Raw genomic sequence first — 19,340 nt, 5'->3', positions numbered from 1 at the left:
TTTGGCATCCTTCGCCGCGCGCGGCGCGCGCCGGCGCAGAGCACGGCCGGCAGCGGCGCATCACTCGCGGCGCCGCCGCGCCACGGCATGCCGGCCCTTGCGCCCCGCTCCGGCCCCACCCGACCCGCCCCGACCATCATGAATCCTCTGTATACCGTAGACGAAATCCGCGCCATCGAACACGCCGCCGCCGCGCGCCTGCCGGCCGGCGCCCTGATGCAGCGCGCCGGCCAGGCCGGCGCCAACGCGGCGCTCGACCTGCTGCCCTATACGACGGCGCAGGCGAAGGTGCTGCTGCTGGCCGGTCCCGGCAACAACGGCGGCGACGCGCTGGAAACGGCCGCCCATCTGGCGCACGCCGGCGCCCAGGTGACGGTGCTGTACTTCGACGGCGGCGACGCGCCGTCGGCCGAACGCAGCGCCGCCCTGCAGCGGGCCCGCAACAGCGACGCGCGCTTCGACGCCATCGGCAACGACGCCATCGCCGCCGCCGACTGGACGCTGGTGGTCGACGGCCTGTTCGGCATCGGCTTGCGGCGGCCGCTGGCCGGCGCCATGGGCGCGCTGGTCGAGACCATCAACCGGCTGCGCTGCCCGGTGCTGGCGCTCGACGTGCCGAGCGGCCTCGATGCCGACACCGGCGCCATCGTCGGCCCGGACGGCGTGGCCGTGCGCGCCACCCACACCATCACCTTCATCGGCGACAAGCCGGGACTGCACACCTGCGAAGGGCGCGACCATGCGGGCCTGGTCGACGTCTCGCGGCTCGAGCTGGACGCGGCCCTGTTGCCGGCCACGCGCCTGCATCTGAACGACGCCCCGTTCTTCGCCCGCCACCTGCGCGGGCGCCGCCACAACAGCAACAAGGGCAGCTACGGCAACGTGGCCGTGATCGGCGGCGCGCACGGCATGAGCGGCGCGCCGATACTGGCGGCGCGCTCCGCGCTGACCAGCGGCGCGGGCCGCGTCTTCGTCGCGTTCGCGCAAGAGGCGCCGGCCTACGATCCCACCCATCCGGAACTGATGTGCAGGCTGGCGGCCGATTTCGACCTGGAGTCGGCCACGCTGGTGGTCGGGCCGGGGCTGGGCAACGCGCGCGCGGCCCAGGAGTTGCTGCTGCGCGCCATCAGCAGCGGCAGCGCGCTGGTGGCCGACGCCGACGCGCTCAATATGATCGCGGCCGATCCCGCCTTGCAACAGGCGCTGGCCGCACGCGCCGGCGGCAGCATGCTGACGCCGCACCCGCTGGAGGCGGCCCGTCTGCTGGGCGTGACGGCGGCGGCGGTGCAGGCCGACCGCGTCAAGGCGGCGCGCGAACTGGCCAGGCGCTTCAACGCCACGGTGCTGGTGAAGGGTTCGGGCACGGTGATCGCGCGGGCCAGCGGCGACGCGGTCATCAACACCACCGGCAACGCGGCGCTGGCGACGGCCGGCACCGGCGATGTGCTGGCCGGCTTGTGCGGCAGCCTGCTGGCGCAGGGCTGGCCGCAGTGGGAAGCGGCGCTGGGCGCGGTGTGGCTGCACGGGATGGCGGCCGATGTGCTGGTGACCGAGGGCACGGGGCCGATCGGCCTGACGGCCAGCGAACTGATACCGGCGATCCGCACTGCGCTGAACCGTATGGTGCAGTATCACGGCCACTGAAAGTCGGCGGTTTGCCGCTGCTCAGTCGCGCCGAACCCTAAACCAGCCGCCCGGCCGCGATCGTGATGGTGCGGCCGCAGCGCGCGGCGATCGAGCTGTCGTGCGTCACCAGCACCAAGGTCGAGCCGTGCTCGCGGTTCAACTCGAACATCAGCTGGATCACCGCTTCGCCGGTGGCCGCATCGAGGCTGCCGGTGGGCTCGTCGGCGAACAGCAGCGGCGGCTGCGTCACGAAGGCGCGCGCCAGCGCCACGCGCTGCTGCTCGCCGCCCGACAGATATTTCGGATAGTGCTTTAGCCGCGACGACAGTCCCACCCGCGCCAGCATCGCCTCGGCCTTTTCGCGCGGCTGCGCTTCGCCGCGCAGCTCCAGCGGCAGCATCACGTTTTCCACCGCCGTCAAATGGGTCAACAGCTGGAAGGACTGGAACACAAACCCCAGCTTGGCCATGCGCAGCTGGGCGCGGCCATCCTCATCGAGCGCGTAGATATCGGCGCCGTCGAGCACCACGCGGCCGCCGCTCGGCGTGTCCAGGCCGGCCAGTAAACCGAGCAGCGTGGACTTGCCGGAACCGGAGGCGCCGACGATGGCGAGCGTCTCGGCCCTTTGCACTGTAAAATCCACGCTGTGCAGTATGGTCAGCTCGCCGCTGGCGTCGGCCACGCGCTTGCTGAGCCCCGCCACTTCGATGGCGGCCGGCAGCGCGCGGGCGGCGCCGTGGGCGCCCATGGCCGGGGACGTGGCCGGAGCTTCCGGAACGAATGGTATCGAAGACGCTTGAGGAAAATCGGGCATGCGGATCTTGTTAAGTAAGTTGAAGGCCAAGTTGAACAGCAAACCACATCGGTCCGTGCGCAATCTGCGGTCGGTGAATATTCGCGCCGTGCTGGCGGCCCTGCTGCTGGGCAGCTGCGCGCCCGCCTATTCTGCACCAAAAACCGTACTCGTGGTGGGCGACAGCCTGTCGGCCGAATATGGCCTGAGCCGCGGCGCCGGCTGGGTCGCGCTGATGGCGCCGCGCCTGAAGCGGGATCCCATCGACGCCGACGTCGTCAACGCCAGCGTCAGCGGCGAAACCACCAGCGGCGGGCGCACGCGCCTGCCGGCGCTGCTGGCCAAATATCATCCGGCGCTGGTGGTCATCGAACTGGGCGCCAACGACGGCCTGCGCGGCCTGCCGGTGGCCGCCGCCGAAAACAATCTGCGCGCCATGGCGGCCGCCGCGCAGCAGGACGGCGCCAAGGTGGTGCTGGTCGGAATGCGCATGCCGCCCAATTACGGCCGCGATTACGCCGACAAATTTTTCGCCATGTACGGCACGCTGAGCAAGCAGGCCAAGGTGGCGCTGGTGCCCTTCATGCTCGAAGGCGTGGCCGACAAGCCGCAGCTGCTCCAGGCCGACGGCCTGCATCCGCTGGCCGCGGCCCATCCAACCATCCTGGCCAATATCTGGCCGACCGTAGAAAAGACATTGAAGGCACGATGAAGTATCCCGCTATCCTCAGTTTTGAAGAAGTGCTGCCGCAGCTCGACAGCTACGACGCCATCATCGACGCGCGCAGCCCGTCCGAGTTCGCGCTCGACCACCTGCCCGGCGCCATCAACTGCCCGGTGCTCGACGACGCGCAGCGCATCGCCGTCGGCACCATGTACAAGCAGGTCAACGCCTTCGAAGCCAAGAAGGTCGGCGCCGTCATGGTGGCGAAAAATATCGCGGCCCACATCGAGAACCATTTCCTCGACCGGCCGCGCGACTGGAAGCCGCTGGTCTACTGCTGGCGCGGCGGCAACCGCAGCGGCGCCATGGCCCACATCCTGGCCAAGATAGGCTGGCCGGTGGTGCAGCTCGACGGCGGCTACAAGGCCTTCCGCAACCACGTCAACGCGGCGCTGGAAGTGGCGCCGGCGCTGTCGCTGCGGGTCGTCTGCGGCACCACCGGCAGCGGCAAGAGCCGGCTGCTGGAAGTGCTGGCGGCGCGCGGCGCGCAGGTGCTGGACCTGGAACAGCTGGCGGCGCACCGCGGCTCGGTGCTGGGCGAGCTGCCCAGCCATCCCCAGCCCTCGCAAAAGGCCTTCGAGAGCGCGATCTGGGACCGGCTGCGCAAGTTCGATCCGGCGCTGCCCGTGTTCGTCGAATCGGAAAGCAAAAAGGTCGGCCAGTTGCGCGTGCCGGCGGCGCTGATGCAGACCATGCGCGCCTCGCCGTGCATTTCGCTGACGCTGTCGCGCGCCAACCGGGTGCGCCTGCTGATGGAGGATTACGCCCACTTCACCGTCGACCCGGCGTCGCTGAACGCGCAACTCGATTGCCTCGTGACGCTGCACGGCCGCGAAAAAATCACGCGCTGGCACGCGCTGGCCAATGAGGGCCAGATGGAAACGCTGGTCGGCGAACTGCTGGCCGACCATTACGATCCGGCCTATCTGCGTTCGATAGACCGCAACTTCACCAGCTACGCGCAGGCCGAGGTGCTGGAGCTCGACGATATTTCGCCGGCGGCGTTCGTGGCCGCCGCGCGCCATCTGCACGCCGACCTGTAGGGCATTCACCACGCCCGGCCGTAAACGCAAAAAAGCCGCGCAAGCGGCTTTTTTGCTGGGCAACTCAGATTACTGCGGTTCCGGCGCGCTCTCCGCCGTGCCGGTCAGGGAGGCGACAGGCTTGATGACTTTGACCTTGGACTTCAGCTTGAGCACTTCGACATAGTCGAACAATTCCTGCTGACCGAGCGCGCGCGCGATATTCTCGGCATCGGACTGGCGGGCGGCGACATCGGGCTGGGCCGGCTGGCCGACCTTGCCGATGCGGTAGATGCCATAACCCTGGCCCGGAATATCGACACCGACGTAGGCCGGCAGCTTGGCCGTGTCGGCCTTGAGCACCTGCTGCGCCGCCAGGCCGTTCAAACCCTCGGCCTTGGCGCGCGAGACGGTCTTGACGGCGCCGAAACCGGTGGCGTCGCCCGATTTCTGGAACGCGGCCAGCTTGTCGGCGCCGGTCTTTTGGGCCAGCTTGAGCGCTTCATCCATCGTCACGCGCTGGCGGATCTGGTCGGCCACCTCGGCCAGCGGACGCTTGCTGGCCGGCTTGTAGTCGACGATGCGGGCCGAGATCAGCGTGCTCGGCGCCGCTTCCACGGCTTCCGTGTTGCGCTTGCTCTTCAAGGCGTCGGCGGAGAACAGCGCGGTCAGGAACTTGGCGTTGTTGAACGGCGCCGCGCCCAGCGCCGGCGATGGCGTGCGGGTCACGGTGGCCGTTTCCACGGTCAGCTTCAGCTTGTCGGCCACCGGCTTGAGGCTGTCGGACTGTTCGTAGACGGTGTTGTTGAACTGCTCGGCCATCTCGGAATATTTCTTGCCGGCTTTTTGCTTCTTCAGGTCGGCGACGATGTCGTTCTTGACCTCGTCCAGCGGCTTGACGACGGCCGGCTTGAGCGCCGTCACGGTCACGATGTGATAGCCGAACTCGGAAGCGACGACATCGCTGATCTCGCCCTGCTTGAGCCGGTAGACGGCGTCTTCCAGCGGCTTGGGCAGCGCGCCTTTTTCGACCACGTCCAGATCGCCGCCCTGCTCGGCCGACACCGGGTCTTCCGATTTGGCTTTGGCGATCTTGGCGAAGTCGGCCGGGTTCTTGCGCACGTCGGCCAGGATGGCCTCGGCCTTGGCTTTGGCGGCGGCCTTGTCGGCGGCGCTGGCGTCTTTCTTGACGGCGACCAGGATGTGGCTGGCGCGGCGCGATTCCGGCGACGTGTAGCGTTTCTGTTCCTGGGCGTAGAAGGCCGCCACTTCGGCGTCCGTCACGCTGACCTGGTCTTGCACGGCGGTCGGGCTGAGCACCACGTATTCGATCTTGGCCTGCTCGGGAATCTGGAAGAACTGGCTGTTCTTGCCGTAGAAGGCCTTGACCATCTCGTCGCTCACCTTGACTTGCGACACGAAGTCTGACACCGGCAACATCAGTTCCTGCACTTCGCGCTCTTGGGCTCCGAGGTCGGAAATCTGGGTGGCCACCGTGCGCGGCGAGAAGGCCGTGCCTTCGACGGCGTAGCCAACTTGCTGCAAGGCCATCTCACGGCGCACCGACGCTTCGTATTGCGACGGGCTCATGCCCTGCTGGCGCAGCACGGCGACGTAGGTCGCGGTATCGAACTTGCCGTCGGCCGCACGCAGTTGGGCGAAGCGCTCCAGGATTTCCTTGTGCAGGGCCTCGTCGCTGACGGTCAGGTGGCTGCGCGACACTTCCGCCGCCAGCGAACGCTGGGCCACGAGGGAATCGAAGACATTTTGCTTGAATTCGGGCGTATCGAACATTTTCTGGTCGAACTGGGCGCCCATGCGCTGGCGATAGCTGTCGAGCTGCTGGCGCACGCCCGCTTCGAACTCTTGCTGGGTCAGCGGCTTGCCATCGACCTTGGCGATGGTGTTAGCGTTTTCACTGAAAAGCTGCACACCGCCGCTGACGCCGGCAAACATGAAGGGAATGATGAGCAGTGCCAGCAGGAACTGCATCAGACGTTGATGGGTGCGGATAAATTCAAACATGGTCAGCCAATTCGGATTGAGTGGAAATGCGCATACAAAAAAAGGCGAACTCTCGTTCGCCTGTTCCGGTGTTGGCGGAGTGGACGGGACAGCTGAAGTTCGCTCCACTTCCCCTTTTAATTCAATGAATTCAACGATTTACGCGGCATAGTGAAGCAAGAACCTGCTGCGGAAATCGGTATCACGCGATTTTACAGTGCGCCCACCGCGATAGCAAGTGTAAATCATGGCAGGAATGACAAGCCGAGCTAACGCGGCGGCATGGGCGGCCATGGCGCGCAGAGGCCGGCGCCATTCAATGCGGGACCATAAGGTGGAATAAAGCCGGCTTGAATATCGCAGCGAAGAATTAATCCGGCTTATAAATGAAAAAACCCCGCAGACATTATATCTGCGAGGTTTTCATATTCTGGCGGAGCGGACGGGACTCGAACCCGCGACCCCCGGCGTGACAGGCCGGTATTCTAACCAACTGAACTACCGCTCCTGGTAGTAACGATGCAACAACGACGATGTCCGAGTTTGTATTTGTTGGCGGAGCGGACGGGACTCGAACCCGCGACCCCCGGCGTGACAGGCCGGTATTCTAACCAACTGAACTACCGCTCCAACAAATACACGCTACGACGACAATTAAACTGGTGGGCGCTGAGAGGCTCGAACTCCCGACCTAAACCTTGTAAGGGTTCCGCTCTACCAACTGAGCTAAGCGCCCGCTACTGCCGATTTAACTGTATCAATGAGCAGTCAACTCACTGAAGTCCGTTAGTTTACAGCATCCTTCAAAGCTTTACCAGCTTTAAATTTAGGAACTTTGGCGGCGGCGATTTCAATCGCTTCCTTGGTGCGCGGATTGCGGCCGGTGCGGGCAGCGCGTTCGCTCACGGAGAAGGTGCCGAAGCCGACCAGGGTGACGCTGTCATTCTTCTTCAAAGTGGTGGTGACACCGTCGATCACGGCATCGAGTGCGCGCGCAGCAGCCGCTTTCGAAATATCGGCGGTGGTGGCAATATGGTCGATCAATTCAGTCTTATTCACTAGCAATCCCCGTCACAAAGGTTTATATCGTTTGTACCGTGTTTGATTCTGTAATTAAACAACAATCAGCGGCAGAGAAAATCTCAGGGCGTATTAAACAAGCGGCACGCCCTGCGTGTCAAGCGCCGCAGGGCGGGAAAAGGACTTTAAATAAGAAACAAGCGCCTATAAGGCGCTTGTTTTGACTACATATTAAGCAAAGCTTAGTGTTTTACCACTTCCGCCACGCCATCGGCCTTCACCGCGGCGACCGCCACGGCGTCGACCGCGGCCACTTCCACCAGCGCTTCCGGCATGCGTTCCAGGGCGATTTCCAGGACTTTATCGATCCAGCGCACCGGCACGATTTCCAGTTTGTTTTTCACATTATCTGGAATATCGGCCAGGTCTTTCACGTTCTGTTCCGGTATCAGCACGGTTTTAATGCCGCCGCGCTGGGCCGCCAGCAGTTTCTCTTTCAAGCCGCCGATAGGCAATACCTCGCCGCGCAGCGTGATTTCGCCGGTCATCGCCACATCGGCGCGCACCGGGATGCCGGTGAAGACCGACACCATCGCCACCGTCATCGCGGCGCCGGCCGAAGGACCGTCTTTCGGCGTCGCGCCTTCCGGCACGTGGATGTGGATGTCGCTCTTCTCGAACACCTCGCTCTTGATGCCGAGGCGGGCGGCGCGGCTGCGCACAACGGTGCGGGCCGCTTCTATCGACTCCTTCATCACGTCGCCCAGCGTGCCGGTGCGGATGACGTTGCCCTTGCCCGGCATCTGCACGGCCTCGATGGTCAGCAGATCGCCGCCCACTTCGGTCCACGCCAGGCCGACCACCTGCCCGACCTGGTTTTCCTTTTCGGCGACGCCGAAATCGTAGCGGCGCACGCCGAGGAATTTGTCCAGGTTCTTGCCGGTGACGGTGACTTTCTTTTCCGACTTTTTCAGCAGCAGCATCTTGACGACTTTGCGGCAGATTTTCGACACTTCGCGTTCCAGCGAACGCACGCCGGCTTCACGGGTGTAATAACGGATGATGTCGCGCAGCGCCGATTCGGCGACCGAGATTTCATCTTCCTTCAAGCCGTTGTTCTTGATCTGCTTCGGCAACAGGTAGCGTTGCGCGATGCTGGTCTTTTCGTCCTCGGTGTAGCCGGACAAACGTATCACTTCCATGCGGTCGAGCAGCGCCGGCGGAATGTTGTACGAGTTCGACGTGGCCACGAACATCACATCGGACAAGTCGAAATCGACTTCGATGTAGTGGTCCGAGAACGTGTGGTTTTGCTCGGGATCGAGCACTTCCAGCAGCGCCGACGACGGATCGCCGCGGAAATCCGCGCCCATCTTGTCGACTTCATCGAGCAGGAACAGGGGATTGCGCACCCCGACTTTCGACAGCGATTGCAAGATCTTGCCCGGCATCGAACCGATGTAGGTGCGGCGGTGGCCGCGGATCTCGGCCTCGTCGCGCACGCCGCCCAGCGCCATGCGCACGAACTTGCGGTTCGTGGCGCGGGCGATGGACTGGCCCAGCGACGTCTTGCCGACGCCCGGAGGACCGACGAAGCACAGGATCGGCGCTTTCAGCTTGTCGACGCGCTGTTGCACCGCGAGGTATTCCAGGATGCGTTCCTTAACCTTGTCGAGACCGTAGTGGTCGCCTTCCAGCACTTTTTCGGCGTTCGCCAGGTCATTGTTAACCTTGGATTTTTTCTTCCATGGCAGGCTGACCAGCGTGTCGATGTAGTTGCGCACGACGGTGGCCTCGGCCGACATCGGCGACATCAGCTTCAGCTTTTTCAGCTCGGCGGTGGCCTTGTCCAAGGCCTCTTTCGGCATCTTGGCGGCGACCACTTTCTTTTCCAGCTCGTCGAGGTCGGCGCCGTCCTCGCCCTCGCCCAGTTCTTTCTGGATGGCTTTGACTTGTTCGTTCAGGTAATACTCGCGCTGCGACTTTTCCATCTGGCGCTTGACGCGGCCACGGATGCGCTTTTCCACTTGCAGGATGTCGAGCTCGCCTTCGAGCTGGCCCAGCAGGTGTTCCAGGCGCTTGGCGACGCTGAAGATTTCCAGGATGACTTGTTTCTGCTCGAGCTTCAGCGGCAGGTGGGCGGCGACCGTGTCGGCCAGACGGCCGGCGTCGTCGATGCCCGACAGCGAAGCGAGGATTTCCGGCGGAATCTTCTTGTTCAGTTTGACGTACTGGTCGAACTGCTGGACGATGGCGCGGCGCATCGCTTCGATTTCCGAATCGTCGCCCAGCTCGGAGTCGAGCGGCGTCAAGTCGGCCACGAAGTGCGTCGGCGCGTCGGTGATGCGGTTGATGCGCGCACGCTGGGCGCCTTCGACCAGCACCTTGACGGTGCCATCGGGCAGCTTCAGCATTTGCAGAATATTGGCGACGCAACCGATTTCATAGATATCGGAGGCGGAAGGTTCGTCCTTGGCTGCGGCTTTTTGGGCGGCGAGCATGATGCTCTTGCCCTGCTCCATCGCGGCTTCCAGTGCCTTGATCGATTTTGGGCGCCCTACGAACAGCGGTATCACCATATGCGGGAAAACTACAACGTCCCGCAACGGCAATAACGGCAGTTGAGTTTGCTCAGTTAATTTGGAAGTTGTCATGGCGTACCTTATATGAAAGCGTATTGATGATGTGGGCGCTCTTTTGCCGAATCACAAGACCGACAACCTGAAATAATTCTCAGAAATATTAACTATTGCCCGGAACCCCGGTTGCCATGCTCTAAATGATAGCAGTTCAAATGAAAAAGCCACGCGCGGCACAGGTGTCGCGTGTGGCTTTCCGACTGAAGCCTGATATCTTTTATTGATTTAAATTGTACCGCTTGGTACTACGGATGCGAAATTGTTTTTACGAATTTCGCCCACGGTGTGCAGAAGTTATTGAGCTATCAATTAGTTTTCACCGGAGACTTTGGCGGGCTCCTGGTAGATCAATAAAGGCTTGGCGCCGCTGGTGATCGTGTTTTCATCGATCACCACCTTGGTCACATTCGTTTCGTTCGGCAATTCGTACATGACGTCGAGCAGAGCGTGTTCCAGGATGGAGCGCAGGCCGCGGGCGCCGGTCTTGCGCGCCAGGGCCTTCTTGGCGATGGCGTGCAGGGCGGCCGGACGAATCTCCAGCTCGGCGCCTTCCATGTCCAGCAGCTTGGAATACTGCTTAATGAGGGCGTTCTTCGGCTCGATCAGGATCTGGATCAGCGCCTCTTCCGTCAATTCCGACAGCGTGGCGACGACCGGCAAGCGACCCACCAGTTCCGGTATCAGGCCGAACTTGATGAGGTCTTCCGGCTCCGCTTCCAGCAGCACGTCGCTGGCGGTGCGCTCGGACTTGCTCTTGACGCTGGCCGAGAAGCCGATGCCCGATTTCTCGGAGCGGTTGGCGATGACCTTGGCCAGGCCGTCGAAGGCGCCGCCGCAGATGAACATGATGTTGGTCGTGTCGATCTGCACGAAGTCCTGGTTCGGGTGCTTGCGGCCGCCCTGCGGCGGCACCGAGGCCATGGTGCCCTCGATCAGCTTCAGCAGCGCCTGCTGCACGCCCTCGCCCGACACGTCGCGCGTGATGGACGGATTGTCGGACTTGCGGGAAATCTTGTCGATCTCATCGATGTAGACGATGCCGCGTTGCGCTTTTTCCACATCGTAGTTGCAGCTTTGCAGCAGCTTCTGGATGATGTTTTCGACGTCCTCGCCCACATAACCGGCTTCGGTCAGGGTGGTGGCGTCGGCGATGACGAAGGGCACGTTGAGCATGCGCGCCAGCGTCTGGGCCAGCAGGGTCTTGCCGGAGCCGGTGGGGCCGACCAGCAAAATGTTGCTCTTGGCGAGTTCGATGTCGTCTTTCTTGCCCAGGTGCTTCAAGCGCTTGTAGTGGTTGTACACCGCCACCGACAGGATGCGCTTGGCCGTCTGCTGGCCGATGACGTACTGATCGAGTAATTCCTTGATTTCGTGCGGCGTCGGCAAGTCGGACTTGGCGCCGGTGACCGATTCGATGGCCGAGGTTTCGTCGCGGATGATGTCGTTGCACAAGTCTATGCATTCATCGCAGATGAAGACCGAAGGGCCGGCGATCAGTTTTTTTACCTCGTGCTGGCTCTTGCCGCAAAACGAGCAGTACAGTAATTTTTCGCCGCTGGAGGATTTTTTGTCTGACATGGGGCAATTTTCTTTGGGTTGCTGGTTGGGTCGCGCTTGCAGGCGTCTCTTGCCGGTGGTCTGTATGCGGCAGGAAAAAACCGCCTACAGACTCCATGCTACCCGAAATAAAAACGAAACGCCCGAACGTTTGAGCGTCCGGGCGTTTTTTTAGCTAGACCGCTAGTAACGCATCAAGCGCGGGTGGTCAACACTTTGTCGATCAAACCGTATTCCGCGGACTCGTCGGCCGACAGGAAACGGTCGCGATCGGTGTCCTTGGCGATCTGTTCGACCGTTTGACCGGTGCGTTCAGCCATGATGCTGTTGAGGCGGTGGCGCAGGTACAGGATTTCCTTGGCCTGGATTTCGATGTCCGAAGCCATGCCCTGCGAGCCGCCCGACGGCTGGTGTATCATGATGCGCGAGTTCGGCAGCGAAAAACGCTTGCCCTTGGCGCCGGCGGCCAGCAGGAAGGCGCCCATCGAGGCGGCCATGCCGGTGCACAAGGTCGACACGTCGGGCTTGATGAACTGCATCGTATCGTAAATCGCCATACCGGCCGAGACGGAACCGCCCGGCGAGTTGATGTACAGCGAGATGTCCTTGTCTGGATTTTCGCTTTCCAGGAACAACAGCTGGGCGACAATCAAGTTCGCCATCTGGTCGTTGACCGGGCCGACCATGAAGATCACCCGCTCCTTGAGCAGACGCGAGTAGATATCGTAAGAGCGCTCGCCGCGGCCGCTCTGCTCTACCACCATCGGCACCAGGCCGAGCATTTCAGTGTCCAGCGCCGGGTTTCGGTTCATACCGTTCATTCCATTTCCTTGTGAAGCAGCAGGGCCGGCGTTTGCAAGTTGTTGTTCCACCTTGCTAAACAGTGCCGGCCCGGAGCTGGATTACGCTTGAGCGTTGCTTCCCATCAATTCGTCGAAGGCCACAACCTTGCTCGACGTCTTAGACAGGCCCAGGACGTAGTTGACGACGTTTTCTTCCAATACAAGGGCTTCGACTTCAGCTAAACGATACGGTCGCTGTAATAGTACTTCAGAACTTCGCGCGGGTCTTCATAGCTCTGTGCGAAATCTTCCACCTGGGCCTTGACTTGCTCGGCCGTCGCTTGCAGCTTGTTGTCGCCGACCAGCTGCGACAGGATCAGGCCCAGGCGTACGCGACGCTCGGCTTTTTCCAGGAACAGTTCCGGTGGGAAGGGCATGCTCTTGACGTCCATGCCGCGCTGGGCCATGTCCTGGCGGGTCATTTCGGCCAGGCGCTCGGTGTCTTGCGAGATCAGCGAATTCGGCACGTCGAGGGTCGCGGTTTTCACCAGCGTGTCCATCACGGCTTCCTTGTTGCGGGCCTTGACACGGCCGGCCACTTCGCGTTCCAGGTTGACTTTGATGTCTTCGCGCATTTTGGCGATGTCGCCATCGGCCACGCCCAACGACTTGGCGAATTCAGCATCGACTTCCGGCAGGTGGGCCCATTCCAGCTTTTTCAGCGTGATGGTGAACGATGCGGTCTTGCCGGCCACGTCCTTGCCATGGTAGTCCTCGGGGAAAGCCAGTGGGAAGGTCTTGGCCTCGCCCACTTTCAGACCGATGGTCGCCGCTTCGAACTCCGGCAGCATGCGGCCTTCGCCGAGCACGAAGCTGTAGTCGTCGGCCTTGCCGCCTGGGAATTCGACGTCGTCGATGGAACCGACGAAGTCCACGGTCACGCGGTCGCCGTTTTCAGCGACAGCCGAACCGCCGTCGCCGTGCTCGCCGGACTCGCCCTTGGTGTGGAAATGCACGCGCTGCTTGCGCAGGATTTCGATGGTCTTGTCGATTTCCGCTTCCGACACGTCGGCCTTGACGGTTTCGATTTCCACCGTGCTCAGGTCGCCGATGACGACTTCCGGGTACACCTCGAAGGTGGCGACGAAGCTCATCGTGCCTTCGGCCGAATCGGGCTGCGGCTGGATGTTCGGGAAGCCGGCGACGCGCAGATTGTTTTCGTTGGCGGCGTCATTGAACGCGCGGCCGACTTTGTCGTTCATCACGTCGTTTTCGATTTGGTAGCCGTATTGCGCTGCGACCATTTTCATCGGCACTTTGCCCGGGCGGAAGCCCGGCGCCTTCGCCGTGCGGGCTTGCACTTTTAGGCGTTTCTCCACTTCCGTGCGGACTTCGGCGACGGGGAAGGAGATCGTGATACGACGTTCGAGTTTGCCCAAGGTTTCGACTGCAGTTGCCATGTAAAAATCGTCCAAAAAATTAAAGATAAGTTGGTGCGAGGAGGGGGACTCGAACCCCCACACCATTGCTGGCGTCAGGACCTAAACCTGGTGCGTCTACCAATTTCGCCATCCTCGCGGCATATTTGCACAAAAGCAAAGGGCGACCCGTGCAATGGTCGCCCTACCCTGAAATTCCACAGGGGGCTTTCAACTTCACGCGGTATTTTAACGGGTTTTTCCGCAATAGGTGGCGTTTTTTAACTTATCGCCAACAGAGCGCGGCATTTCCATCCATCGGCGGCCGATACTGCGGCCTGTCAATGGCCCCGCTAGCGCCCCTCCGGCTTTTTGACGCGGAACCAGGCCGCGTACAGCGCCGGCAAAAACAGCAGCGTGAGCGCGGTGGCCAGGATCAGCCCGCCCATGATGGCGACCGCCATCGGCCCCCAGAACACCGAGCGCGACAGCGGTATCATGGCCAGCGCGGCAGCCGCCGCCGTCAGGATGATGGGCCGGCAGCGCCGCACCGCCGATTCGACGATGGCGTCCCACGGCGCGTGGCCGGCCGCGATGTCTTGCTCGATCTGGTCCACCAAGATCACCGAATTGCGGATAATCATGCCGAACAGCGCGATCACGCCCAGGTTGGCGACGAAGCCCAGCGGCCGGTGCAGGGCCAGCAGCGCCATCGCGGCCCCCGCCACGCCCAGCGGCCCCGTCAGGAACACCAGCAGCGCGCGCGAAAAACTGTGCAATTGCAGCATCAGCAGGGTGAAGATGATGAACACGGCCAGCGGCAGATTGACCGCGATCGACGCTTCGGCCGCGCCGCTGTCGGACGCCGCGCCCTTCACCTCGATGCCGTAGCCGGCCGGCAGGTGCGCGCGCAGGGCGTCGAGCCGGGGATTGATCTGGTCCGACACGGTCGGCCCCTGGATATCGTCGCCGACATCGGACTGCACCGTGATCGCCCACTCGCGCCCCTCGCGCCAGACCACGCCCGGCTCCCACACGAAATGGGCCCGCGCCACCTGCGAAATCGTCACCGACTTGCCGTCGCCGGCGGGAATATTGGTGTCGTTGAGCACGGAAATCGTGCTGCGCTCGTCGAGCGGCTGGCGGATCTGGATGTCGATCAGCTTGATGCCCTCGCGGAACTGGCCGACCGCCGTGCCCGACAAGATCGTGTTGGCGGCCCGCATCACCGCCTGCGTGGTCACGCCGAGCGCGCGCAAGCGGTCCTGGTCGAGGTCCAGGCGCAGCACTTTGACCGACTCGTTCCAGTTGTCATTGACGCCCACCGTGTTCGGATTGGCGCGCATGACGTCCTTGACCTGGTCGGCGATCGCCCTCACCTGCGCCACCTCGTCGCCGGTGACGCGGAACTGCACCGGATACGGCACCGGCGGCCCGTTCGGCAGCAGCTTGACGCGGCCGCGCACTTCCGGGAAATCGTTCTTGAACAGCGCCACGATCTTGTCACGCAGCACGGCGCGCGCGGCCAGGTCTTTGGGCAGCACGACGATTTGCGACACATTGGTCTGCGGGAAAATCTGGTCCAGCGGCAGGTAAAAGCGCGGACTGCCGGTCCCGACATAACTGGTGACACTGACCACGCCCGCCTGTTTGCCGATGTAGGCTTCGAATTTCTTCACCTGCGCCTCGTTGGCGCTGAAGGCCGTGCCCTCGGGCGACCACAGTTCCACCATCAGTTCGAGCCGGCTCGAATCCGGGAAGAATTGTTTCTCGATGAATTTGAAGCCGTACACGCCCGCCGCGAACACCAGCAGCGTGGCCACGATGGTGGTCTTGCGGTAATCGACGCACCAGCCCACCAGCGCGCGGAACTTGCGGAAGCCCGGCGTGTCGAACAACTCATGCTCGCCGACGGCGTGCGGCTTGACCTTGAGCAGCACGTAACCGAGATAGGGCGTGAACACCACCGCCACCACCCACGAAATGAGGAGGGCCAGGGCATTGACCGAAAACAGCGAAAACGTGTACTCGCCGGCGGCCGACTTGGCCAGGCCTATCGGCAGGAAGCCGGCCACGGTGATGAGCGTGCCGGTCAGCATCGGCATCGCCGTCGACGTGTAGGCGAAGGTGGCGGCGTCGAAGCGCGACATGCCCTCCTCCATCTTGCGCACCATCATTTCGACGGCGATGATGGCGTCGTCGACCAGCAGGCCCAGCGCGATGATCAGCGCGCCCAGGGAAATCTTGTGCAGGTCGATGTCGAGCACGCGCATGAACAGGAAGGTCACGGCCAGCACCAGCGGTATCGTCAGCGCGACGACGAGGCCGGGGCGCACGTCGAGCCGGAACGGCCGGGTATGCAGGCCCAGCGACAAGAAGCTGACGGCCAGCACGATCAAAATCGCTTCGATCAGCGTGTGGACGAACTCGCCCACCGATTCCTTGACGGCCTGCGGCTGGTCCGACACGCGCTGCAATTCAATCCCGACCGGCAGCTTGGCGCGCATGGCGTCGACGGCGGCCTGCATGTGCTTGCCCAGCTCGATGATGTTGCCGCCCTTTTCCATCGACACGCCCAGGCCTATCACTTCCTTGCCGTTGAAGCGCATCTTGTCTTGCGGCGGGTCCTGGTACAGGCGCTTGACGGTGGCGAAGTCGCCGAGGCGGAAGGTGGTGCCGTTGGCGCGCAGCTCCAGGTTTTCCAGGTCGTGGACGGTTTTCAGGGCGCCGCTCACGCGCACTTGCAGGTTGTCGGTGGGCGTGACGAGCACGCCGGTGGCCTCGACCGAGTTTTGCGTTTCAAGCTGGTTGACGATGGCCTCGAAGGGAATGCCCAGTTCGGCGAACTTTTTGTGCGAAAACTCGATATTGATTTTTTCGTCCTGCACGCCGAACAGCTCGACCTTGGACACCAGCGGCACGTTGAGCAGTTGCTGGCGCACGAAGTCGGCGTAATCCTTCATCTCGGCATAGGTGTAGCCGTCGCCGGACAGGGCGAAAATGGAACCGAAGGTATCGCCGAACTCGTCGTTGAAGTACGGTCCCTGCACGCCGGGCGGCAGCGTGTAGCGGATGTCACCGATCTTCTTGCGGACCTGGTACCAGGCCGCCGCCGTCTCTTTCGGCGGCGCCGATTCGCGCAGCTTGAGGATGATGGTGGTCTGGCCCGGCTTGGAATAGCTGCTGATTTCATCGACGTACGGGGTTTCCTGCAACTTTTTTTCCAGCTTGTCGGTCACCTGCTCGGCCATTTGCAGCGCGGTCGCGCCCGGCCAGTTGGCCTGGATCACCATCGCGCGGAAGGTGAACGGCGGGTCTTCGTCCTGGCCCAGGCCGGCGTAGCTCATCATGCCGCCTATCAACAGCACCGCCATCAGGTAGCGGGTCAGCGGTATGTGTTCGAGCGCCCAGCGCGACAGGTTGAAACCGCCCTTCATCGCGCCGCCCCGACGGCGCTGGCCGGCGCGCTGGCGGCGGCCGGAGCCGGGGCCGAAGCTGAAGTCGGGTCCGGATGCACGCCCAGGTCGGCGCCCAGTATCTTCACCCTCTGGCCCGGCTTGAGCAGGTTGACGCCGGCCGTCACCACGGTCTGGCCGGCCTGGACGCCGCTGCCGAGCACGACGTCGTTGCCGGCCGCCGCATCGATGGTCACCGGCACCAGCCGCACCACGCCGCCCTCGACCAGCCACACCGAGGTGGCCGATTTTTCATAATACAAGGCCGTCAGCGGCACCTTGATTTGCGGCGTCGCCGTTTGCGAGGCGAACAGCACGTTGGCCGTCATGCCCAGCCGCGCCTCGGCCAGGCTGTCGGGAATGGTCACCTTGACGGTATAGGTGCGGGTGGCCGGGTCGGCGACCGGCGACACTTCGCGGATCTTGCCGACCACCGTGTCCTGCGGCCGCGCCCACAGGCGCACGCGCACGTCCTCGACGTTGCGCAAGGTGTCGACCTTGTCTTCCGGCAAGCCGATCACGACTTCCTTCTCGCCGGACTTGGCCACCCGCACCACCGGCGTGCCGGCCGCGACCACCTGCCCCACTTCGGCATCGACCGCCGTCACCACGCCGTCGACGTCGGCCACCAGGCTGGCATAGCCGGCCTGGTTGACCTGGCCGCGGTAGCCGGCCTGGTTGGCGTCGACGCTGGCCTGGGCCGCGTTGAAGGCCGATTCCTTGGTGTCGAGTATGGTTTGGCTGACGAAATTTTTATCGTGCAAATCCCGATAACGCTTGAGCTCGGAGCGCGCCAGGTCGCGGTTGGTCTCGGCCACGCGCAGGCCGGCCAGCGCCTGCGCCTGGGCCAGCCGCAAATCCTGTGGATCGAGCCGCATCAGCAGGTCGCCGCGATGCACCACCGCGCCGACGTCCACCTTGCGGGCGACGATCTTGCCGCCGACCCGGAATCCCAGCCGCGATTCGATGCGCGCCCGCACTTCGCCGGCGAACTCGGCGTCGACGTCGACCTTGCTGCTGGTCAGCACCATGGCGCGCACCGGACGAATTTCCTCGGTTTTCGCGGGCGGCTTGTCGCAGCCGGCCAAGCACAAGGGCAGGACTAGCGACCACGCCAGCGCCAAGGACGACCATAGCGACGACGGCGCCGGCGGCGCGGTCTCGGCGCGCAGAGATTTCAGGGCAAGCAAGGTATTTTCCTTTAAGATGCGTGGCCGCGATATCGGGCACCAATAATATCGGGCAACTTTACGTGAAATTCAGCAAAAACTTGCTCAGAATTCAAGTTGGCACTACCATAACATACGTGCTAAAAGTTAATGTCTACCCGTCAATTAATTATAAGCCGGCGGAATTCGTTTGCAAATGACTTTCGCGTCATTAATATAAAAGTCCCTCATGCCTGTCGAACACTACGAAAATTTCCCTGTCGCCTCCATCCTGATGCCGCGCCGCCTGCGTCCGGCCGTGGAAGCGTTCTATGCCTTCGCCCGCAGCGCCGACGACCTGGCCGACGAGGGCGACGCCACGCCCGCGCAGCGGCTCGCCGCGCTGAGCGCCTACGAAGCGGCGCTGGCCCGCATCGAGCGCGCCGAACCGCCGCACGCGCCCATGTTCGAGCGCCTGGCGCAAACGGTGCGCGAGCACGCGCTGCCGATGCGCCCGTTCCACGATTTGCTGTCCGCCTTCAAGCAAGACGTGGTGGTCAGCCGCTACGCCACTTATGACGACGTGCTCGACTACTGCGCCCGTTCGGCCAACCCGGTCGGGCTGCTGATGCTGTCGCTGTACGGCCAGGCCGATGAAGACAATATCCGCGATTCCGACGCCATCTGTTCGGCGCTGCAACTGATTAATTTCCTGCAGGACGTGGCCATCGACATCCAGAAAGAGCGCATCTACCTGCCGCTCGAGGACTTGAACCGCTACGCCATTTCGCCGGCCGCGCTCGACCACCCGGACGCCCGCCCGCGCTGGCGCGCGCTGATGCGGTTTGAAGTCGTGCGCACCCGGGCCCTGCTGCTGAGCGGCGCCCCGCTGGCGCTGCGCCTGCGCGGGCGCATCGGTTTCGAGCTGCGCATGGTGGTGCAAGGCGGCCTGCGCATTCTCGAAGCGATAGAGGAAGTCAACTACGACGTGTTCCGGCGCCGCCCGCAACTGGGCAAAACCGACTGGCTGACCATATTCTGGCGCGCGGTGCGCATGAAAAAGTCGCTGCAAAGCCTGCGCGATAACGAAAAACTGTCCTCGCCCGGCGCCTATCACCTATAGAATGGCGGCTCGATAGGCTCAACCTTGCA

At 63.0% G+C, this 19,340-nt stretch carries 12 protein-coding genes, 4 tRNA genes and 1 pseudogene; 4 read left to right on the top strand and 13 right to left on the bottom strand.

All coding sequences use genetic code 11. The annotated features are described in order from the left end of the window. Positions 1-138: 138 nt before the first annotated feature. On the top strand, positions 139-1,644 hold the full coding sequence (locus Q0S71_RS05335; RefSeq protein ID WP_295992332.1) for an NAD(P)H-hydrate dehydratase: 1,506 nt from the start codon (positions 139-141) through the stop codon (positions 1,642-1,644). Positions 1,645-1,681: 37 nt separating this feature from the next. Here Q0S71_RS05335 and Q0S71_RS05330 read toward each other — a convergent pair whose 3' ends face one another. Further along, positions 1,682-2,374, bottom strand: coding sequence for an ABC transporter ATP-binding protein (locus tag Q0S71_RS05330; protein ID WP_295992330.1), 693 nt, complete (start codon positions 2,372-2,374; stop codon positions 1,682-1,684). A 130-nt stretch (positions 2,375-2,504) separates the two neighbouring features. Between Q0S71_RS05330 and Q0S71_RS05325 the strand changes: the two genes are divergently transcribed. Then, positions 2,505-3,131, top strand: coding sequence for an arylesterase (locus Q0S71_RS05325; protein WP_295992362.1), 627 nt, complete (start codon positions 2,505-2,507; stop codon positions 3,129-3,131). After that, a complete protein-coding gene (mnmH, locus tag Q0S71_RS05320) occupies positions 3,128-4,186 on the top strand; it encodes a tRNA 2-selenouridine(34) synthase MnmH (protein WP_295992327.1) in 1,059 nt (352 codons plus the stop codon). The genes Q0S71_RS05325 and mnmH overlap by 4 nt, the downstream gene beginning before the upstream one ends. A gap of 69 nt (positions 4,187-4,255) precedes the next feature. On the opposite strand, the gene Q0S71_RS05315 is transcribed toward mnmH, so the two are convergent. The 12 genes and pseudogenes from Q0S71_RS05315 to Q0S71_RS05260 all read right to left on the bottom strand — a co-directional run bounded on the left by Q0S71_RS05315 (position 4,256) and on the right by Q0S71_RS05260 (position 18,230). Further along, positions 4,256-6,190 carry a SurA N-terminal domain-containing protein gene (locus tag Q0S71_RS05315; protein ID WP_295992324.1) on the bottom strand — a complete coding sequence of 645 codons (1,935 nt, stop codon included), beginning with the start codon at positions 6,188-6,190 and terminating at the stop codon, positions 4,256-4,258. A 410-nt stretch (positions 6,191-6,600) separates the two neighbouring features. Beyond that, a tRNA-Asp gene (locus Q0S71_RS05310) sits at positions 6,601-6,677 on the bottom strand. A 45-nt stretch (positions 6,678-6,722) separates the two neighbouring features. Further along, positions 6,723-6,799 (bottom strand) — tRNA-Asp (locus tag Q0S71_RS05305). Between the two features lie 30 nt (positions 6,800-6,829). Beyond that, positions 6,830-6,905, bottom strand: a tRNA-Val gene (locus tag Q0S71_RS05300). Positions 6,906-6,955: 50 nt separating this feature from the next. Next, positions 6,956-7,228: an HU family DNA-binding protein gene (locus tag Q0S71_RS05295; RefSeq protein ID WP_295992321.1), complete on the bottom strand. Its 273-nt coding sequence runs from the start codon at positions 7,226-7,228 to the stop codon at positions 6,956-6,958. Between the two features lie 203 nt (positions 7,229-7,431). Then, positions 7,432-9,843 (bottom strand): endopeptidase La, encoded by a 2,412-nt coding sequence (gene lon / locus Q0S71_RS05290; RefSeq protein WP_295992318.1) that lies wholly within the window; start codon positions 9,841-9,843, stop codon positions 7,432-7,434. 294 nt (positions 9,844-10,137) lie between these two features. Further along, a complete protein-coding gene (clpX, locus tag Q0S71_RS05285; RefSeq protein ID WP_295992315.1) occupies positions 10,138-11,406 on the bottom strand; it encodes an ATP-dependent Clp protease ATP-binding subunit ClpX in 1,269 nt (422 codons plus the stop codon). A gap of 173 nt (positions 11,407-11,579) precedes the next feature. Beyond that, the gene (clpP, locus tag Q0S71_RS05280; protein ID WP_295992312.1) at positions 11,580-12,206 is read right to left on the bottom strand and encodes an ATP-dependent Clp endopeptidase proteolytic subunit ClpP; all 627 of its coding nucleotides are present in this window, start codon (positions 12,204-12,206) and stop codon (positions 11,580-11,582) included. 81 nt (positions 12,207-12,287) lie between these two features. Then, a pseudogene (gene tig / locus Q0S71_RS05275) lies at positions 12,288-13,627 on the bottom strand (trigger factor). A gap of 31 nt (positions 13,628-13,658) precedes the next feature. After that, positions 13,659-13,745: transfer RNA gene (locus Q0S71_RS05270), tRNA-Leu, on the bottom strand. 193 nt (positions 13,746-13,938) lie between these two features. Beyond that, entirely contained in the window at positions 13,939-17,022 is a 3,084-nt protein-coding gene (locus Q0S71_RS05265) for an efflux RND transporter permease subunit (RefSeq protein WP_295992309.1), read from the bottom strand. Next, positions 17,019-18,230, bottom strand: coding sequence for an efflux RND transporter periplasmic adaptor subunit (locus Q0S71_RS05260; RefSeq protein ID WP_295992305.1), 1,212 nt, complete (start codon positions 18,228-18,230; stop codon positions 17,019-17,021). The genes Q0S71_RS05265 and Q0S71_RS05260 overlap by 4 nt, the downstream gene beginning before the upstream one ends. A 208-nt stretch (positions 18,231-18,438) precedes the next feature. Here Q0S71_RS05260 and hpnC point away from each other — a divergent pair, with 208 nt between their 5' ends. Beyond that, positions 18,439-19,311 (top strand): squalene synthase HpnC, encoded by an 873-nt coding sequence (gene hpnC / locus Q0S71_RS05255; protein WP_295992302.1) that lies wholly within the window; start codon positions 18,439-18,441, stop codon positions 19,309-19,311. The last annotated feature ends 29 nt before the right edge of the window (positions 19,312-19,340 follow it).

Source organism: Rugamonas sp. (genome assembly GCF_025354735.1).
Classification (GTDB): domain Bacteria; phylum Pseudomonadota; class Gammaproteobacteria; order Burkholderiales; family Burkholderiaceae_D; genus Rugamonas.
The sequence above is the reverse complement of the archived record's forward strand: the minus strand, read 5'-3'. Positions and strand labels throughout refer to the sequence as shown.